Annotated in this window: 12 protein-coding genes; 1 reads left to right on the forward strand and 11 read right to left on the reverse strand. The window is 57.6% G+C overall.

What is annotated here, in order from left to right:
* Nucleotides 1-71 precede the first annotated feature (71 nt).
* The 7 genes from dapC to ACQE3D_RS05825 all read right to left on the reverse strand — a co-directional run bounded on the left by dapC (nucleotide 72) and on the right by ACQE3D_RS05825 (nucleotide 7850).
* Entirely contained in the window at nucleotides 72-1274 is a 1203-nt protein-coding gene (gene dapC, locus ACQE3D_RS05795) for a succinyldiaminopimelate transaminase (RefSeq protein ID WP_313728748.1), read from the reverse strand.
* Nucleotides 1274-2056 carry a M48 family metallopeptidase gene (locus ACQE3D_RS05800; RefSeq protein WP_313728747.1) on the reverse strand — a complete coding sequence of 261 codons (783 nt, stop codon included), beginning with the start codon at nucleotides 2054-2056 and terminating at the stop codon, nucleotides 1274-1276. Before ACQE3D_RS05800 ends, dapC begins: the two co-directional genes overlap by 1 nt.
* Nucleotides 2057-2140: 84 nt before the next feature.
* Entirely contained in the window at nucleotides 2141-4099 is a 1959-nt protein-coding gene (locus ACQE3D_RS05805; RefSeq protein WP_313728746.1) for a sensor domain-containing diguanylate cyclase, read from the reverse strand.
* Nucleotides 4100-4192: 93 nt separating this feature from the next.
* Nucleotides 4193-4684 carry a CinA family protein gene (locus tag ACQE3D_RS05810; protein ID WP_064030993.1) on the reverse strand — a complete coding sequence of 164 codons (492 nt, stop codon included), beginning with the start codon at nucleotides 4682-4684 and terminating at the stop codon, nucleotides 4193-4195.
* 44 nt (nucleotides 4685-4728) lie between these two features.
* Nucleotides 4729-5307, reverse strand: a complete 579-nt coding sequence (locus ACQE3D_RS05815) for a DUF502 domain-containing protein (protein WP_064030992.1) — start codon at nucleotides 5305-5307, stop codon at nucleotides 4729-4731.
* Between the two features lie 88 nt (nucleotides 5308-5395).
* Nucleotides 5396-6469, reverse strand: a complete 1074-nt coding sequence (gene cydB, locus ACQE3D_RS05820) for a cytochrome d ubiquinol oxidase subunit II (protein ID WP_313728745.1) — start codon at nucleotides 6467-6469, stop codon at nucleotides 5396-5398.
* On the reverse strand, nucleotides 6459-7850 hold the full coding sequence (locus ACQE3D_RS05825) for a cytochrome ubiquinol oxidase subunit I (RefSeq protein ID WP_313728744.1): 1392 nt from the start codon (nucleotides 7848-7850) through the stop codon (nucleotides 6459-6461). The genes cydB and ACQE3D_RS05825 overlap by 11 nt, the downstream gene beginning before the upstream one ends.
* Before the next feature lie 167 nt (nucleotides 7851-8017).
* On the opposite strand from ACQE3D_RS05825, the gene ACQE3D_RS05830 reads away from it, so the two are divergent.
* The gene (locus tag ACQE3D_RS05830) at nucleotides 8018-10165 is read left to right on the forward strand and encodes a sensor domain-containing diguanylate cyclase (RefSeq protein ID WP_313728743.1); all 2148 of its coding nucleotides are present in this window, start codon (nucleotides 8018-8020) and stop codon (nucleotides 10163-10165) included.
* On the opposite strand, the gene phoR is transcribed toward ACQE3D_RS05830, so the two are convergent.
* The 4 genes from phoR to clpB all read right to left on the reverse strand — a co-directional run bounded on the left by phoR (nucleotide 10162) and on the right by clpB (nucleotide 16127).
* Nucleotides 10162-11436, reverse strand: a complete 1275-nt coding sequence (gene phoR, locus ACQE3D_RS05835; RefSeq protein WP_064030988.1) for a phosphate regulon sensor histidine kinase PhoR — start codon at nucleotides 11434-11436, stop codon at nucleotides 10162-10164. The genes ACQE3D_RS05830 and phoR overlap by 4 nt on opposite strands.
* Nucleotides 11437-11442: 6 nt before the next feature.
* Nucleotides 11443-12135, reverse strand: a complete 693-nt coding sequence (gene phoB, locus ACQE3D_RS05840) for a phosphate regulon transcriptional regulator PhoB (RefSeq protein WP_064030987.1) — start codon at nucleotides 12133-12135, stop codon at nucleotides 11443-11445.
* A 136-nt stretch (nucleotides 12136-12271) separates the two neighbouring features.
* Nucleotides 12272-13324: a glyceraldehyde 3-phosphate dehydrogenase NAD-binding domain-containing protein gene (locus tag ACQE3D_RS05845; RefSeq protein WP_064030986.1), complete on the reverse strand. Its 1053-nt coding sequence runs from the start codon at nucleotides 13322-13324 to the stop codon at nucleotides 12272-12274.
* A 229-nt stretch (nucleotides 13325-13553) separates the two neighbouring features.
* Nucleotides 13554-16127: an ATP-dependent chaperone ClpB gene (gene clpB / locus ACQE3D_RS05850; RefSeq protein ID WP_313728742.1), complete on the reverse strand. Its 2574-nt coding sequence runs from the start codon at nucleotides 16125-16127 to the stop codon at nucleotides 13554-13556.
* Between the last annotated feature and the right edge of the window lie 53 nt (nucleotides 16128-16180).

Consider the following 16180-nt stretch of genomic DNA (forward strand, 5'->3'; position numbering starts at 1 on the left):
AAATGTAGGATGTGCCGACGTAAGGAGGCGCATCGTTCGCGACCGATACGCTTCACGTTGTTCAGCACATCCTACGCGGTGTTTTCATTGAGAAAAGCTTTAATGCGTTGCGCCGCCTCGACACATTCCTCGATCGGCGCAACCAAGGCGATACGGACATGGTAGGCACCGGGATTAATGCCGCCGCTGTCGCGCGACAAATAACTTCCCGGTAACACCGTAATGTTCTGCTGGGCAAACAATTGTTTAGCAAATTCACAGTCATCAATTGGTGTCTTCAGCCAGACATAGAAGCTGGCCGGCGGCCGGCTGATCTCGCAGACGTCTTTTAAAATATCGATGAAGGCGGTGAACTTGTCGCGGTACAACTGGCGGTTGTGTTTGACGTGTTCCTCGTCGTTCCAGGCGGCGATGCTGGCGTGTTGGGTCGGCACCGGCATCGGGCAGCCGTGGTAGGTGCGGTATTTGAAATACTGTTTCAACACCTCGGCGTCGCCGGCGACGAAACCGGAGCGCAGGCCGGGCGCGTTGGAACGCTTGGACAGGCTTTGGAAAATCACGCAATGCTTGAACGCGGTGTTGCCGCCGTGCCAGGCGCTTTGCAGCAGGCCTTGCGGCGGGTTCGCCTCGTCGTCGTAGAGTTCGGTGTAGCACTCGTCGGAGGCGATCACGAAGTCGTGTTTTTCCGCCAGCGCCAGTAGTTTCAGATGGTCACTCTCGCTCAGCACCGTGCCGGTCGGATTGCCGGGCGAACAGATGAAAATCAGCTGGCAGCGCTGCCAGATCGCTTCCGGCACGCTGTCGAAATCCGGCCGATAACCGTTTTCCTCGGTGGTGTTCAGATAATACGGTTCGGCGCCGGCCAGCAAGGCCGCACCTTCGTAGATCTGGTAGAAAGGATTGGGCATGATCACCACCGGCTTGGCGGCTGGATCGATCACAGCCTGTACCAGTGAGAATAAGGCCTCGCGGGTGCCGTTGACCGGCAGTACCTGAGTCTCGGGATCGACGCCGCCGGCCGGAATCGCGAAGCGTCGGCAAGTCCACTCGGCAATTGCCTGACGCAATTCCGGCAAGCCCTTGGTGGTCGGATACTGGGTCAGCCCGTGCAGATGACGCAGCAGGGCTTCCTGGATGAAGTGCGGCGTGGCGTGTTTGGGTTCGCCGATAGACAGCGCAATATGGGGTTGATCGCTAGGGGACACAACGCCGTTTTTTAACGCAGCCAGCTTCTCGAACGGATAGGGGTGCAGTTGAGACAAATACGGATTCATTATTTGGTGCAGTGCGGTTGTTTGCCCTGACTCCTAGCTTGTTGCTGAAGTTGAACAGCGTGGTTCATGTGTTGGTTCAAATTGTCGATGCGGCTACCGTGCGATGGGTGCGTGGACATGAACTCGATAGGCTGGCCGCCTTGCGAGGCTTGGTCCATTTTTTTCCATAGATTGATGCTTTGGCGGGGATCGAAGCCGGCTTTAGCCATCAAATCCAAACCTATCGTATCGGCCTCGGTTTCGTGAACCCGGCTATAAGGTAGCAGCACGCCGTATTGGGCACCGACGCCGAGTAGACCCAAGGCCGTCTGGCCGAGCGCCGTCTGCGGTTGGGTAACCGCTTGAACAATCGAGAGTCCGGTACTGACCGCAGTCTCTTGCGACAAGCGTTCGTTGCTGTGGCGGGAGAGCACATGACCGATTTCGTGGCCGATTACCGCCGCCAATTGGTCTTGATTGTCGACTAGCTTGATCAGACCGGTGTGAACGCCGATTTTGTTGCCGGGCAGGGCGAACGCGTTCAGGGTTTCGTCTTCGAAGACCACGACTTCCCACTGTCCGCCGGTTTGCTTGGTCAGGTCGAGTGCAACGCATTGCGCAAACTGGTTGTAATCGGCGTTGCGGCTGATCGGATTTTTGCTCTTCATACTGTCGAAGGCTTGCAAGCCCATTTGATCGACCTGATTGTCGGGCATGTAAATGAATTGGCTCCTGCCGGTAGGACTGGTGGCGCATGCGCTCAGTAAGCCGACGAGAACGGTAAACAGGGATTTTTTCAACATGGCGAAACTTCCGCAGGATGAACAGAGGCGGCATTTTAGCCCAACCGGCGCGCTGGAGTGGCAGCTTTTTGGCCGGCAGGGTTGTTACGCGGGCTCGGGTTCCGGTCGGGGCGGGGCTTGCAAGGGCGAATGAATTCTGACGGTATTGCGACCGGCCTGCTTGGCAACATACATCGCGCGATCCGCCAGTTCCAGTACCGTGTCGATATCGAAGGCATGGGGCTGGCATTCGGCGACGCCGGCACTGATGGTAAATTGAATTGGCGCGGCATTCCCGCTCGAGAAACTCAGTTCGGCGATCGCGGCCCGCAGACGTTCGGCGATTGCGCCGGCTTCCTTGACGCCGGTTTCCGGCAGTAATACGCAAAACTCCTCGCCGCCGAAACGGGCGAATAAGTCGCGTGGCCGTAAAATCGGCATCACGGTTTCGGTCAACATGATCAAAATGCGATCGCCAACGCCGTGACCGTGATGGTCGTTAATCTGTTTGAAGTGATCGATGTCCAGTGCGATTAACGACAGTGCTCGGCCGTGCCGGTTTGCCTGTTTGAGTTCGGCGTTGGCTTGGGTCATGAAGTGGCGGCGATTGTAGGCCCCGGTCAACGGATCGGTGGCGGCCAGCATTGCCAGTTGCTCGTTGGCCGATTTCAATTCGCGGGTGCGTTGTTCGATACGGTTTTCCAGGTCCAGATTGATCAATTCCAGTTCTCGATGGGCGTTTCGCAGAGCTTGCTCGCCGGCGACGATGTCGGTGATGTCGTGCAGAACCCCGATGAAATGGCTAACGCGCCCCGCTTCGTCCAACACCGGGTCTATCGTCATCCGGTTGTAAAACAAGCTGCCGTTCTTACGGCGATTGCGCAGCGTGCAGCGTATGCGTTGGCGTTGTTCTATCGCGCTACGCAGCGCCTGAATTTTGTGAGCATCCGCGCCGGGGTCTTGTAAGAAGCGCGGGTTTCTGCCGATCGCGTCGCGGCGTCGGTAGCCGGTGATGGCTTCGAAGCCTTTGTTGACGTAAATAATCGGGTTGTCCTGGCTGGTCGGATCGGTAATCACGATGCCGGCATACACGGTTTCGACCGCTCGGCTTAGTGCGCGCAGCCGGACGTTTTGTTGCTGCAATTCTTGTAGTAGCGCGGCGAGCGCCAACGATGAAAACGCCAAGGCCGCCAGATATTCTTGCAAGCGGAGGACATTGTCGGCTTGATTCATCGACACGAAATGGCCGCGACCGGCAACCGTGCCGGCAATTGCGATCATAGCGATCAGTAGATTCAGGGACGCCGCGCCGCGCAGTCCGAAGCGGGCCGCGGCCCAGATCGTTAGCGGCAACATCAGGATGGGGCTGGCCGGATAACGGGTAGTCAGATAGTCCGGCAACGAGAAAACCCACAAGCCGACCAGTAACGTGGCGGCTAACAACAAGGCGGCTTCGAACGGCCTGTCGGCCGGGGGCGTGTCCCACAGATTCGATTGAACCTGTAGCCAGCCCAACAACACCGGGGTGATCGTCAGCAATCCCAGGCTGTCGCCAAACCACCAGATACGCCATTCGCTCCAAAAAGAGACCGTGTCGGCCGAGGTCGTCACGTAAACCGCGGCGCCGAACAGGCCGGCAACCCCGCTGGCCATGATCAGAGCGAATAGGCCAAACATCGCGACTTGGCGAAGGGTGTCCAGTCTGAACGGCCAGCGGCAGGTGAGCTTAATCAAGCCGGCTGCGATCAGAGCTTCCAGAATGTTGACCGCGACGAACAACAAGGCTTGATGCAGTTGGAAGGTTGGTAGATCCGCGGCGATCTCGGCCGGTATCGCCGCTAGCGCGTAGGCGGGCCACATCCTAAGAGGGTTCAGCAAAAAACCCGCCAGCAGAAATGCGTTCGGCGGCCAGAAAATTGCGATGCCCTCGGACATGACCGAGGCTTTGACGCCCAATACCGCGCCCAAATAGTAAGCGATGCCGACGGCGACCGGTCCCCACCAGCGTCGATGATCTTGGCTGGTGGTTCCGAAAAAGGCTTGAAGTGCCGGGACGATAGTCATGGTGTGCGGATCAGCGATTCGGGCGCGTTGCGCAGTTGGAGTCTCGGGAATTGTAAGCAAATTCTTACAAGTTGCGCGAAAGTAGGGGAATATCTAACTCACAGCGGCGGTTTGTAAAGCCCATTGCAACGCGAAATCCACGGTTTGTTGGCGAATTTCGTGGCGGGTACCCTGGAAGTGTTTACGTTGGCAGCTGGCAGGTTGGCCGCTGGTTTGTAGCGAGACATACACCAAGCCAACCGGCTTATCCGGCGTGCCGCCGCCCGGGCCGGCAATGCCGGTGACCGCCAGGGCCAAATCGGCTTGACTATGGCTGAGCGCGCCGGCCACCATCGCCAGCGCGGTTTCCGGGCTGACCGCCCCGGCACCGTCCAACGTCGTTTGCGGCACTCCCAGCAACTCCGCCTTGGCGGCGTTGCTGTAGGTCACAAAACCTCTGTCGAACCATTCCGAGCTACCGGCAACCTCGGTAATGGCATGGGCAATCCCTCCGCCGGTACAGGATTCGGCGACGGCGATGCGCCAGCCTCGCCGTTTCAAAGCGGCGCCCAAGCGCGCGGCGAGGGTGTCGGCGCCGTCGGTCATTGTCGGGAAATGGTCGGCTGAGCGCTATCGTTGAACGAACCGGTTTAACTCGGCAGCTTTTTAATTTCGGCGACTTTTTCGAAATCGGCGCCGACGCTGATGATGAAGCTGGTGACTTGTTCGATGCTCATCTCCGATTTAATTACTTTCGATTCGTGGACGATGACCGCGAAGCCGGAGGTTGGGTTGGGCGAGGTCGGTACGAACAACACGTAGCGGTCGTCGGTTTTGTTGGTGACATAGGCCGGTACCCAAATGCCTTCCTTCGGGTACTCGACGTAAACCACTTCGCGCGGTTCCTGAAGCTGATGTCCGGCGATCATGTTGACCAATTTTTTGGTGACCCGATAGATGGTGCTCAGCAGCGGAATCCGCTCGATCAGGTGCTCGAACATCGCGATAATCGAAAATCGGCCCAGGCTGACCCGGTGGCCGACGTAGGTAATGGTCGCGAAACTGGCGGCGAATAGTAGAAAGGTCACCAGATAGTTGTCCGAATAGCCGTAAACGAATTGAAATAAATCGGTCAGCCGGTCTTTGACGAACAGGACGATTTGGACGATGACCATGATCGGAATAAACGCCAGTACGCCGATCAGGGTGTGGTTCAGGACTTTCTTCATATTGCGCCTACCTTTTTGTAGTTATAGTTGTCAGGAAACTAAGGTTTTATCAGGTTTGTTCGAGCGATACAAACTCATCGGGTTCCCGCTAACGCCAGCGGCTGGCAATCGCCATCAACGGAAACAGTATCCCGCCGAACATTAGCAACGCGCGCAGCCCGGTTTCGCTGGCGCTGGCGTCCCAAAGGGTTAGCGAGCTGTTCAAGGACATATTGGACGGGACCAAAAACGGAAAGAGCGACACGCCTGCCGTCAGTACCAGCATCGCCATCGCCACCGCGGCGGCCAGGGAAGCCCAATAGGCTTTATCACGGCGCGAACAGATCAGCATCGCGATACCGGCGATAAAAACCAGCGAGGGTATCGCGATCAACGAGGGTTCGTGTTCGTAATTGTCCAGCCAAAGGCCGTCGCCGCGTCTGACGAATTTGCTGAGCGGGTTGGACGGTCCGAGCGGTGCGATGTCGGTGGTGACGTGGTAGCCTTCGAGGTGCGTGATCCACAGTCCTGTCAAGGCGAATAGACTCAAAAAGGCTAAGCCCAACGGAAGGGCGAGGGCCTTGGCACGCTCGGAAATTTCCGAGTCGCCGTGCAATTGTAATTGGAGTGCGCCCAAGCTCGCGGCGGCCGCCGACGCGACAGCGCCGACCAACATTGAAAACGGGTTGAACAAACCGCCCAAGTTGCCGAGCAGCGCGATCCGCATATCGCTTTGCAGATGAAACGGAATGCCCTTGATCAGGTTGCCTATCATCACGCCGAGCAGAAAGGTCGGCAGCAACGCCCCGAGAGACAAGCCCCTGTCCCATTTTTCCAACCAATTGGCAGGCAAACCGGCGCGGACATACAAAGCAAACGGCCTAAGCGCGAGTGGAATCAATACAAAGGGTAACAAGGTTTGAAAACTGGAAAACACCGCCGCGTAAACGCTGGGCCAGCCGAAAAACACCAGTGCGATCAACGCCGCCAGCCAAGCCAGATTGCCGGCGGTAACGGCCGCCCATTGCGCGGTTAAGGCTCGTCGTTGCGATTCGTTGGCGTTTAACGTCGGTAGCAAACTGGCCGCGCCGAGCTCGGCCAAGACGGTTAGGCTGACGCCGATCGCAAACAGGCTGAGCAGCGCCCAGGCCGCTAACCGAAGAATCGAATAATCAAGCGTCATGACGATTTTCCTCCGAGATTGCACCGAGGCCGTCGGTGACGGCTCGTTTGACCAGGATTAGCGCCAGACTCAACAAACCGCCGTACGCCAGCGCGTAAAGGCCTAGGCCGGTCCATAAATCGCTCGGGTTGCCAAGCGATACGCCCAGCCATGTCGGCAGCGCGTCGGCGATGATCCAGGGTTGGCGGCCGTATTCGGCAATAAACCAACCGGCGCCGCTGGCCAACCAAGGTAGCGGCAAGGCGTAAAAGTTGAGTTTTAATATCGCGGGGGAGCCTAGCCAGCCGAACGCGAAGGCGATACCGGCCAGAAAATTGAGAGCCAGCAAAACGCCGCAGCCGACCATGACTCGGTAGCCCCAACGGATGGGCTCGGACGGCGGCACGCTGGCCCGCGCGGTTTGTTGAATCTGCGCTTCGCTGGCGCCGCTGACACCGTCTTTCCAATGTTTTAGCAATAAGGCATGGCCCAGGTCGGCCTGGGTGGCGGCGAAATCGGCGAGCAGCCGCGGTTCGTGGTTGTCGTCGCGGATCGCTTGGAGCTTTTCGTAGGCGCCGATGCCGTTGAGAGTACGTCGGGCATGCTCGGCGATCAAGTCGTCGGGCGGCAGGCCGTGAATAGCCGCGAATTTACCCGCTTGTAGGCTGTTGGGTTGGAAAATGCCGGTATCGCCGAGCGCCATCGTTGCCAGCACGGCGGTCAGGCCCATCACGCCGCCTAATCGGTGGCCCAGCGCCGCCGCCCCGCTCTCGCGGCCTTGCCGCCGCCAAAGCGCGCTAACCGACAATATCAGCCCGGCGGCGCTTGCGTAGCCAGCCAACGCCGCGTGCAGGAATTTTGCAGTCATCACCGGATTTCGAAACAAACTGGCCGGATCGGTCAATTCCAGCCGTAAGGTTTGCGGATTGAAGCCGCTGCCGACTGGGTATTGCATCCAGGCATTTGCCGCCACGAATCCCAGCAGGGCGACATGGCAACCCAGACACGCGGTCCACGCCAGCAGAGCGCGGCGGACGCCGGGCAAGCATTGCTCGCCGAACAGTAAACGGCCGGTCGCCTGAGCCGTGACGAAAAAGCCGGCGCAGGCCGTCAAAAGTGCCAAGCCGATCGTATCGCCGGCATAATGGGCAAAATACGCCCAGTGACTGCCGAATTGGCAGAGCAAGATCAATGTGGTTGCCGCAGTCAGTGCCATGCCGATGCCGAACAGTTTGACCCAGAATGCGGCTAGAGCGGCATAACGGGCGTCGCGGACGGATAGCGTTTCCAGCAGGGCGAGCAGCAACGATAGTCCGAGGCTGACCGGCATGAACAGAAAATGCTGGATTGCCGTCATCGCGAATTGGCCGCGCGATAGCTCGATAACGGTTTCCGAAATCATGTCCACCTCTTTGGCAGGGTCAAAAATGCCGGCAATTATAGAGGCATGGCGAACTTTGGCGGTGGTTTTTGTTTCCGGACTCGGCTCGCAAAAAATCGCCGGGCGCGGGCTGGTGAATGAGGGCGGTTGTTGTACACTTCTGGACAGGTGTCTTTCCGTGTCACGTTATGAAATCACAATCCGGCGTCACTGTATTCTTGAAGGTTATCGGGGTTGCCCTGCTATATGCGGCACTGGCCAAGCTGGTGTTGGCTTTTTTTTCCGACGCCAGTGGCGTCACCTTGGTCTGGTTTCCGTCCGGATTGGGCTTGGTTACAATTATCTTGGGGGGATGGCGCTTCGTTCCGGCCGTTTTTGTCGGTGCGTTGCTGGCGGGGCTGTTGGTAGACGATTCCTTGGCTATTTCCGCCGGCATTGCTGTCGGTAACACGTTGGAGTCCTGGTTGGGTGCCTGGTTTTTATCCGGCCACTCTGGCTTTTCACCAGCTCTGAAACATCCGCGCGACTTCGTCTGGTTGGGCATTGCCGCCCTGTTTAGTGCCGGATTCAGCGCGTTAATCGGGCCGATGATATTGCTGTTCGCCGGTCATGTGGCGCTGGATAGTGCGTTCGACAGTATGCTGCACTGGTGGATGGCCGATGTGTTCGGCATGGCATTGTTAACACCGTTGGTACTGATTTGGAAGGATTGGCCCTTGGATTGGTTTGCGCCCAAGCGCTTGCCTGAAACACTCGCTTTTATCGCGCTTAGCGCGGTATGTGGTCAAACGGTGTTTTTGGCGTGGTGGCCGGATCTGTTCGGCGATTTCGCCAAATCCTACTGGCCTTTTATGTTTGTCATTTGGGCGGCGGCCCGATTCGGCCGCCACGGCGTAACCTTGTTAATCACGATGACCGCGGTGCAATCCTTATGGGGCCTCGAGCACGGCGTTGGGCCGTTTGTCGGCAACGGTGTCCAGGAAGGCTTGCTGAGTATCTGGTTTTATCTACTGATTTTCGCGGCGGTCGGGATCCCGCTCGCGTTAATGCTGTTCGACAAAGAACAGTACACGCGGGCTTTGCGGCAGAGCGAAGCCCGAATGGGATTTGCGTTGGATACCATCGGCGCTGGCGCGTGGGACTTAGATCTAGCTAGCAAGGACGTGCAACGTACGCCAACCCATGATCGGATATTCGGGTATTCGCAAATGCGTAGGGTCTGGAGTTACCAGATGTTGCTCGATCACGTGTTGCCGGGCCATCGCGAAGCGGTGGACGCGCGTTTTCAACAAGCGATCGGAATGGCCGCCAATTGCGATATCGAATGCGAGATCCGCCGCGCGGATGGCGAAAAGCGTTGGATTCGGATCGCCGGCTGCTACCTGCCAGGTCGCCCCGCCCGGATGGCGGGAATCGTTCAGGATGTGACTGATTCTAAATTGGCCGAGGAAGACCGGCAATTGGCGATGTTGTTCTACCAAGGTTGCAGCGAGGCGATGATGATTACCGACCTCGACGGGCTTATTGTCTCGGTAAATCCGGCTTTCGCAGATGTTACCGGTTATGCGGCCGAGGAAGTCATCGGTAAAAATGCCAGGATGCTCGGTTCGGGGCGCCACGATGCGGCATTTTTTCAAGTAATGTGGGCGGCTATTCAAGCGACCGGGCAATGGCGGGGCGAAATATGGAATCGCCGGAAAAATGGCGAACTCTATGTGGAGCTGTTAACGATTAACACGATATTTGATCGCAACGGCTTGGAACTGCGGCGGATCGGGGTGTTTTTCGATATTACTCACCGCAAGCTGACTGAAGAGCAATTGTGGCAGCAGGCCAATTTCGACCCGTTGACCGGTGCTGGGAATCGCCGGATGTTGTATGCCCGCTTGGATCAGGAAGTCAAAAAATCCCAACGTAGTGGTGCGCTATTGGCGTTGATGATCGTCAGTTTCGACGGTTTCAAGGAACTTAACGAAAGCCTGGGCTACGCGAAAGGCGATAGTGTGTTGCAGGAAGTGGCGCAACGTTTGGTGGGCGGCATTCGCGAAACCGATATCGTCGCCCGTTTGGACGGCGCGGAGTTCGCCGTTTTGCTGACCGAGTTGGATAAGCTCGATAGTATTGCCAAATTGGCCGGCCATTTGGCCGAGCTTTTGGCTAAACCTTATGCGGGGGTGGAGGCGACCGGCTTGTTGAATTGCCGTATCGGGATCGCGTTGAGTCCTGTCGATGCCTCGGATGCCGAAGGCTTGCAGCGCTCGGCGATTCACGCGCTACGCCGTTGCGAAGCCGGGCGTTACGCCTTCTTCAATCAATTCGCGCTTAGCGGCACTTAACACAGCCGTTGCTTGGGGAACACGCAACGAAACCGACTCCCTTTACCTAACTGGCTTTCGATTTCCAATTTGGCGTCGTGACGCACCAGCACGTGTTTTACGATGGCCAAACCCAGGCCGGTCCCGGCAATTTTCTGATTGCGTTTGACGTCGGCACGATAAAAGCGCTCGGTAATCCTGGGGATTTCGTGGTTGGCGATACCTTGGCCGAAATCCTCGACTTCCAAATACACACTACCGTCCGGCAAGTTGTCCCAGCGCACATGTACCGGCGAGCGCGGCGGCGAATACTTCAGGGCATTGCCTAGCAGATTGCTGAATGCGCCGCGCAGCTCCAGCGCATCGCCGCGCAGGTTGGCGGTACTCGCGAGGCTCAGCGTGACCCGGCGTTCGTCTTTTTCCAGTAAATCGCTCTCGTGGCAGACTTGGCCGAGCAGATCGGCAATCTGGACGCATTCGGACTTTTTAGCCTTGCTTTCCAAACGGGCAAGCAGTAGCAGATCGTCGATCAGCATTTGCATGCGCTCGGTTTGCGCCGACATATTTTGAAACGAGCGGGTGTAAACGCTCGGACCGTTTTCCATTTCCTGCAGGGTTTCCAGATAGCCGCGTAGTACCGTCAGCGGCGTGCGCAGTTCGTGCGACACATTGGCGACGAAATCGGTGCGCATCCGCTCGATGGCCTTTAAGTGGGTAATGTCTTGCGCCATCAGCAAACGCAAGCCGTTGCCGTAGGGCACGATACCGATTTGCAGAATCAGGTTTTCGTTGACCGGCGAGGGGATGCTGATCTTCTGTCGGTAATCCTGGTCCTTTAGGTATTGGATAAACAGCGGATGGCGGACCAGGTTCGGAATCCGATGGCCCGTATCGGACTTTTTCAAGCCCAGAAATTCGTGAGCGACCTTGTTGCTCCATTCGATTTCGCCGTAGCTGCCCAGCACGACGACGGCATCGGGCAGCGCGTCGGTGGATTTACGGAACCGGTCCAACATCTTGCCGAGCTTTTTCTTACGGCGTTTCTGACTGCGACGAATTTTATACAAGTGGTAGTAAATGTCGCCCCAAATCCCTTTGAAGTTAGTGCGTTCGCCAACGCCGCCCTGGCTTAGCCAGCGCTCCAGGCGGTTGATGCTGATGGTTTGTTTGGTCAGTAGTAGTAACGTGACGGCCAGTAGCAGTTCGGTCAGATGACCGAAGAACACACTGATCAGCAGCGTGGGGATCAATAGGCCAATGACGATATTCAGTTCGCGTTGCCAGCGCTGCATCTAACGTCAATCCGCCATCGAAAACCGGTAGCCGAAGCCGCGCACGGTTTGGATCAGTTCTTCCCGGCCGTAGGTCGCCAAAATTTTGCGCAATCGGCGGATGTGCACGTCGACGGTGCGCTCTTCGATATAGACGCTTCGGCCCCAGACCTGGTCCAGCAAATGCGTGCGGCTGTAGACTTTGTCGGGATTGGTCATGAAAAATTGCATCAGCCTGAATTCGGTGGGGCTGACTTCCAAACTGCGGCCGCCGATCATCAAGCGATGTTGTTCGGTGTCCAGGGTTAGATCGCCAACGCTGAGTTGGCCGGATTCCGACAATTTGCCGCTGCGCCGCATCACCGCCTTGATTCGAGCAACCAATTCTTTTGGGGAGAAGGGTTTGGTGACGTAATCGTCCGCGCCGATTTCCAGGCCGCGGATTTTATCTTCTTCTTCGCTACGGGCGGTGAGCAGAATGATGGGGAGTTCCTTGAAGCCCGGTTCGTTTTTCAAGCGCTTGGCCAGCTCGACGCCGCTAATGCCGGGTAGCATCCAGTCCAGCACGATCAAATCCACCCGGTTGTCGGCCAGGGCTTGCATGGCTTGTTCGGCACTACCGGCGGAGATGACTTGAAATTCGGCTTGTTCCAGCACCATGGCCAGCATTTCCCTGATAGCTTCTTCATCTTCGACAACCAGGATGTTCAAGTTGGGCATATAGGTTCCATAAAAGGCTAGGTAGCAACGACTTAGCTAATCTAGCAGCGATATATTACCTGTTTGTGACAAAAAATATCGACCGGCGCGGTAAGGGGCCTGCCGAGCGCGGGCTTGACGGAGGATGGCGGAGGCTTTAGCTGGGCGGGTTGGCGGCCATCACGCCCAGTACATCCAGAACCCGGCAACAATAGCCGAACTCATTGTCGTGCATCAGGGCCAGACCCAGGTGACGACGGTTGCCGAGGCTTAAATGCTTCATCAGGACGATCGCCGAATAGGGGCTAGCCAGGTAGTCGATGCTGGCTTTTTGGTGCCCCCACGCGCCGTATTCGCAGGACAGGATTCCAGACAGGCGATTATTCGAATACTCGCAAAGCAGGCTGGCGACTTCTTCCGGAGTGGAATCCCTGGCCAAGACCGCCGCGATGTCGATCACCGAGACGATGGCGGTCGGTACTCTGTAGGACAGGGCTTCCAGCTTCCCGGCCAACCGAGGCAGCACCAGTTCGGTCGATTTGGCCACGTTGGTGGCGGTGGGAACGATGGATACCGCGCAGGCCCGGCCGAGTTGCGAAGAAGGGTGGTAGCCGTCCAGGACTTTTTGGTCCGACAATTCCGGGTGGATCGTGACGATACGGGCGTAGTCGATGCCGATGTGGCGGTCGAGAATGTCGCAAATCGGCACCATGGCGTTGCCGGTGCAGGTGCTGGCGGAAACGACATGGTGACGCGCCGGATCGTAATCGTCTTGGTTGACTCCGTAAACCAGACTGAGGTCGCAACCCGCCACGTTCCAGGTGCAGAGGATTTTTTTGGCGACGCGCTGATCGAGCAAGGCTCGGAAGTCGCCGATCGCCGCGGTACCGGTGGCGTCGAACAACACGTCCAGGTCAAAGGGCCGCAGCATGCCGAAGCTGTCGTTCTCCGGCGGCCGACGGCGGCGATCGACGCGTTGATAGCGTATCCGCTGCTCGCCCAACAGCAAGTCGGTACCGTCGTGATCCACCGCGAACGGCGGCCGGCCGTAGGTGCTGTCGTGGGCGATCAGGTAAGCGACGTGGTCGATCGGCATCACGTCGCAGATCACGCGAATGTCGAAGCGACCCGCGGGGTCGTTCAGAAAATTGTTGCGGAGCACACCGCCGCCGATGCGTCCGAGTCCGACGATACCGATGCGTAAGCTCATCGTTCCGAACCTCCGGCGTCGTGCGCGAGGAAGAGGGCAAACGTCGGTCGCGCACTACGAGGTGTGATACTTGGATTCATGGCGGTGGCTTGATTGTTATTGTTGATATGCAAGCCAGATTGAAGCTAGAGCAAGCCGTCGATTTAGTCAAGCCGAAGGCCGGGCGGATAGTCGAAACCCGGTGGGAACGGGCCGGTCGGCGGAAAGCATTCCGGACCGGCCCTTGGCGTTATTTGCCGAAGGTCAGGCCGTCCGCCGCGCGATCGACCTTGACGGTGTCGCCGGGAAGGTAGTGTCCGGACAAAATTTCGTTGGCCAGACGGTTTTCCAATTGGCGTTGGATTGCCCGTTTCAGCGGTCGCGCGCCGTAAACCGGATCGAAGCCGGATTCGCCCAGCAAATCCAGCGCGGTTTCGCTGACCTCCAGCTCGATATCCTTTTCGGCCAAACGGTTCCGTAGCAAGTCGATCTGTATTTTGCAGATCGCGCGAATTTGGCCCTGGCCGAGCGGATGGAACACCACGGCTTCGTCAACCCGGTTGATGAATTCCGGCCGAAAATGCTGGCCGACGATGTCCATTACCGCGTCTTTCATGTCGCCGTAGTTCTCCTCGCCCGCCAACTCTTGGATAATCTGTGAACCCAGGTTAGAGGTCATCACCACCACGGTGTTTTTAAAATCCACCGTGCGGCCCTGGCCATCGGTCAAACGGCCGTCGTCCAGTACCTGCAGCAGCACATTGAACACGTCGGCATGGGCTTTCTCGATTTCGTCGAGCAGAATTACCGAGTAAGGCTTGCGGCGCACCGCCTCGGTCAAATAGCCGCCTTCTTCGTAGCCGACATAGCCCGGCGGCGCGCCTATCAGGCGGGCGACCGAATGTTTCTCCATGAATTCGGACATGTCGATTCTGACCATCGCTTCCTCGGTGTCGAACATGAACTCGGCTAGGGCCTTGCACAGTTCGGTTTTGCCGACGCCGGTCGGTCCCAAGAACAAAAAGGACCCGTTGGGACGGTTCGGATCGGACAATCCTGCCCGCGAGCGGCGGATCGCGTTGCTGACGGCTTTCAGGGCTTCGGTCTGACCGATCACTCGTTTGGCCAATTCGTCTTCCATCCGCAATAGCTTTTCGCGCTCGCCTTCCATCATTTTCGAAACCGGAATGCCGGTCCATTTGGAGACAACCTCGGCGATTTCTTCTTCGGTGACCTTGCTGCGCAACAGCGTGGTTTCCTGCATCTCGGCTTGCGACGCCAGATCCAGTTCCTTTTCCAGTTTGGGAATGTCGCCGTACTGCAGTTCGGACATCCTCGCGTAATCTTGAGCGCGGCGGGCGGCTTCCAACTCCAGTCTGGCGTGTTCCAGTCTTTCCTTGATCGTGGCGGTGCCTTGCAGCGCGGCTTTTTCGGCTTTCCAGATTTCATCCAAATCGGAATATTCCTTTTCCAGTTCGCCGATCTCGTCCTGCAAGGTTTCCAGACGCTTTTTCGAGGCGGCGTCGGTTTCGTTTTTCAAGGCCTCGCGTTCGATCTTGAGCTGGATCAGGCGTCGGTCGAGTTTATCCATCGCTTCCGGTTTGGAATCCATTTCCATCCGAATCCGGCTGGCGGCTTCGTCGATCAAGTCGATGGCCTTGTCCGGCAGTTGCCGGTCGGAAATGTAGCGGTGCGACAGCATCGCCGCCGCGACGATGGCCGGGTCGGTGATGTCGACGCTGTGGTGGATTTCGTAGCGTTCCTTCAAACCGCGCAAGATGGCGATGGTGTCTTCGACGTTGGGTTCGTCGACCAAGACTTTTTGGAATCGGCGTTCCAGCGCGGCGTCTTTTTCGATGTATTGGCGGTATTCGTCTAGCGTGGTGGCGCCGACGCAATGCAGTTCGCCGCGTGCCAGGGCCGGCTTGAGCATATTGCCGGCATCCATCGCGCCCTCGGCCTTGCCGGCGCCGACCATGGTGTGCAGTTCGTCGATGAACAGAATCACCTGGCCTTCGAGTTTGGCGATGTCGTTGAGCACCGCTTTCAGGCGTTCCTCGAATTCGCCGCGAAACTTGGCGCCGGCGATCAGCGCCGCCATGTCCAACGACAGCAATTGCTTACCCTTGATGCCTTCCGGCACTTCGCCGTTGACGATGCGCTGGGCCAGGCCTTCGACGATGGCCGTCTTACCGACGCCGGGTTCGCCGATCAATACCGGGTTATTCTTGGTGCGGCGTTGCAACACCTGGATCGTACGGCGGATTTCGTCGTCGCGGCCGATTACTGGATCGAGTTTGCCTTGCTCGGCGCGTTCGGTCAGATTGATCGTGTATTTTTTCAGGGCTTGGCGTTGATCTTCGGCATTGGCGTCGTTAACGGCTTGGCCGCCGCGCAGATTTTCGATGGCTTTTTCGACGGCTGGCGCGGTCACGCCGGCGCGTTTCAGCAAGTTTTGTAGCGTGCCGCCGCCTTCCAACGCCGCCAACAAGAACAATTCGCTGGAGATGTAGGCGTCTTTGCGTTTTTGCGCCAATTTGTCGGTCAGGTTGAGCGTCCGGGACAGTTCGTTGGAAATTTGCACGTCGCCGCCCGCGCCGGAAACGCTGGCGAGCCGGTCGATTTCCTTCAGCAGATCGCCGCGAAACGTATTGACCTGTACGCCAATCTGTTGCAGCAAAGGTTTAATGCTGCCGCCTTCCTGGTCCAGCAAGGCCAGCATGACGTGTAGCGGTTCGATGAACTGATGATCCTTGCCCAAAGCCAAGCTTTGAGCGTCCCCGAGCGCTTGCTGGAATTTGCTGGTGAGTCTGTCCATACGCATGGTAGGTACCTCGATTGTAATGATGTTGCCGCTGAGATGGGGCGGTGGACGAG

The organism is Methylomonas sp. MS20, assembly GCF_050275925.1.
GTDB classification, from domain to species: domain Bacteria; phylum Pseudomonadota; class Gammaproteobacteria; order Methylococcales; family Methylomonadaceae; genus Methylomonas; species Methylomonas koyamae_A.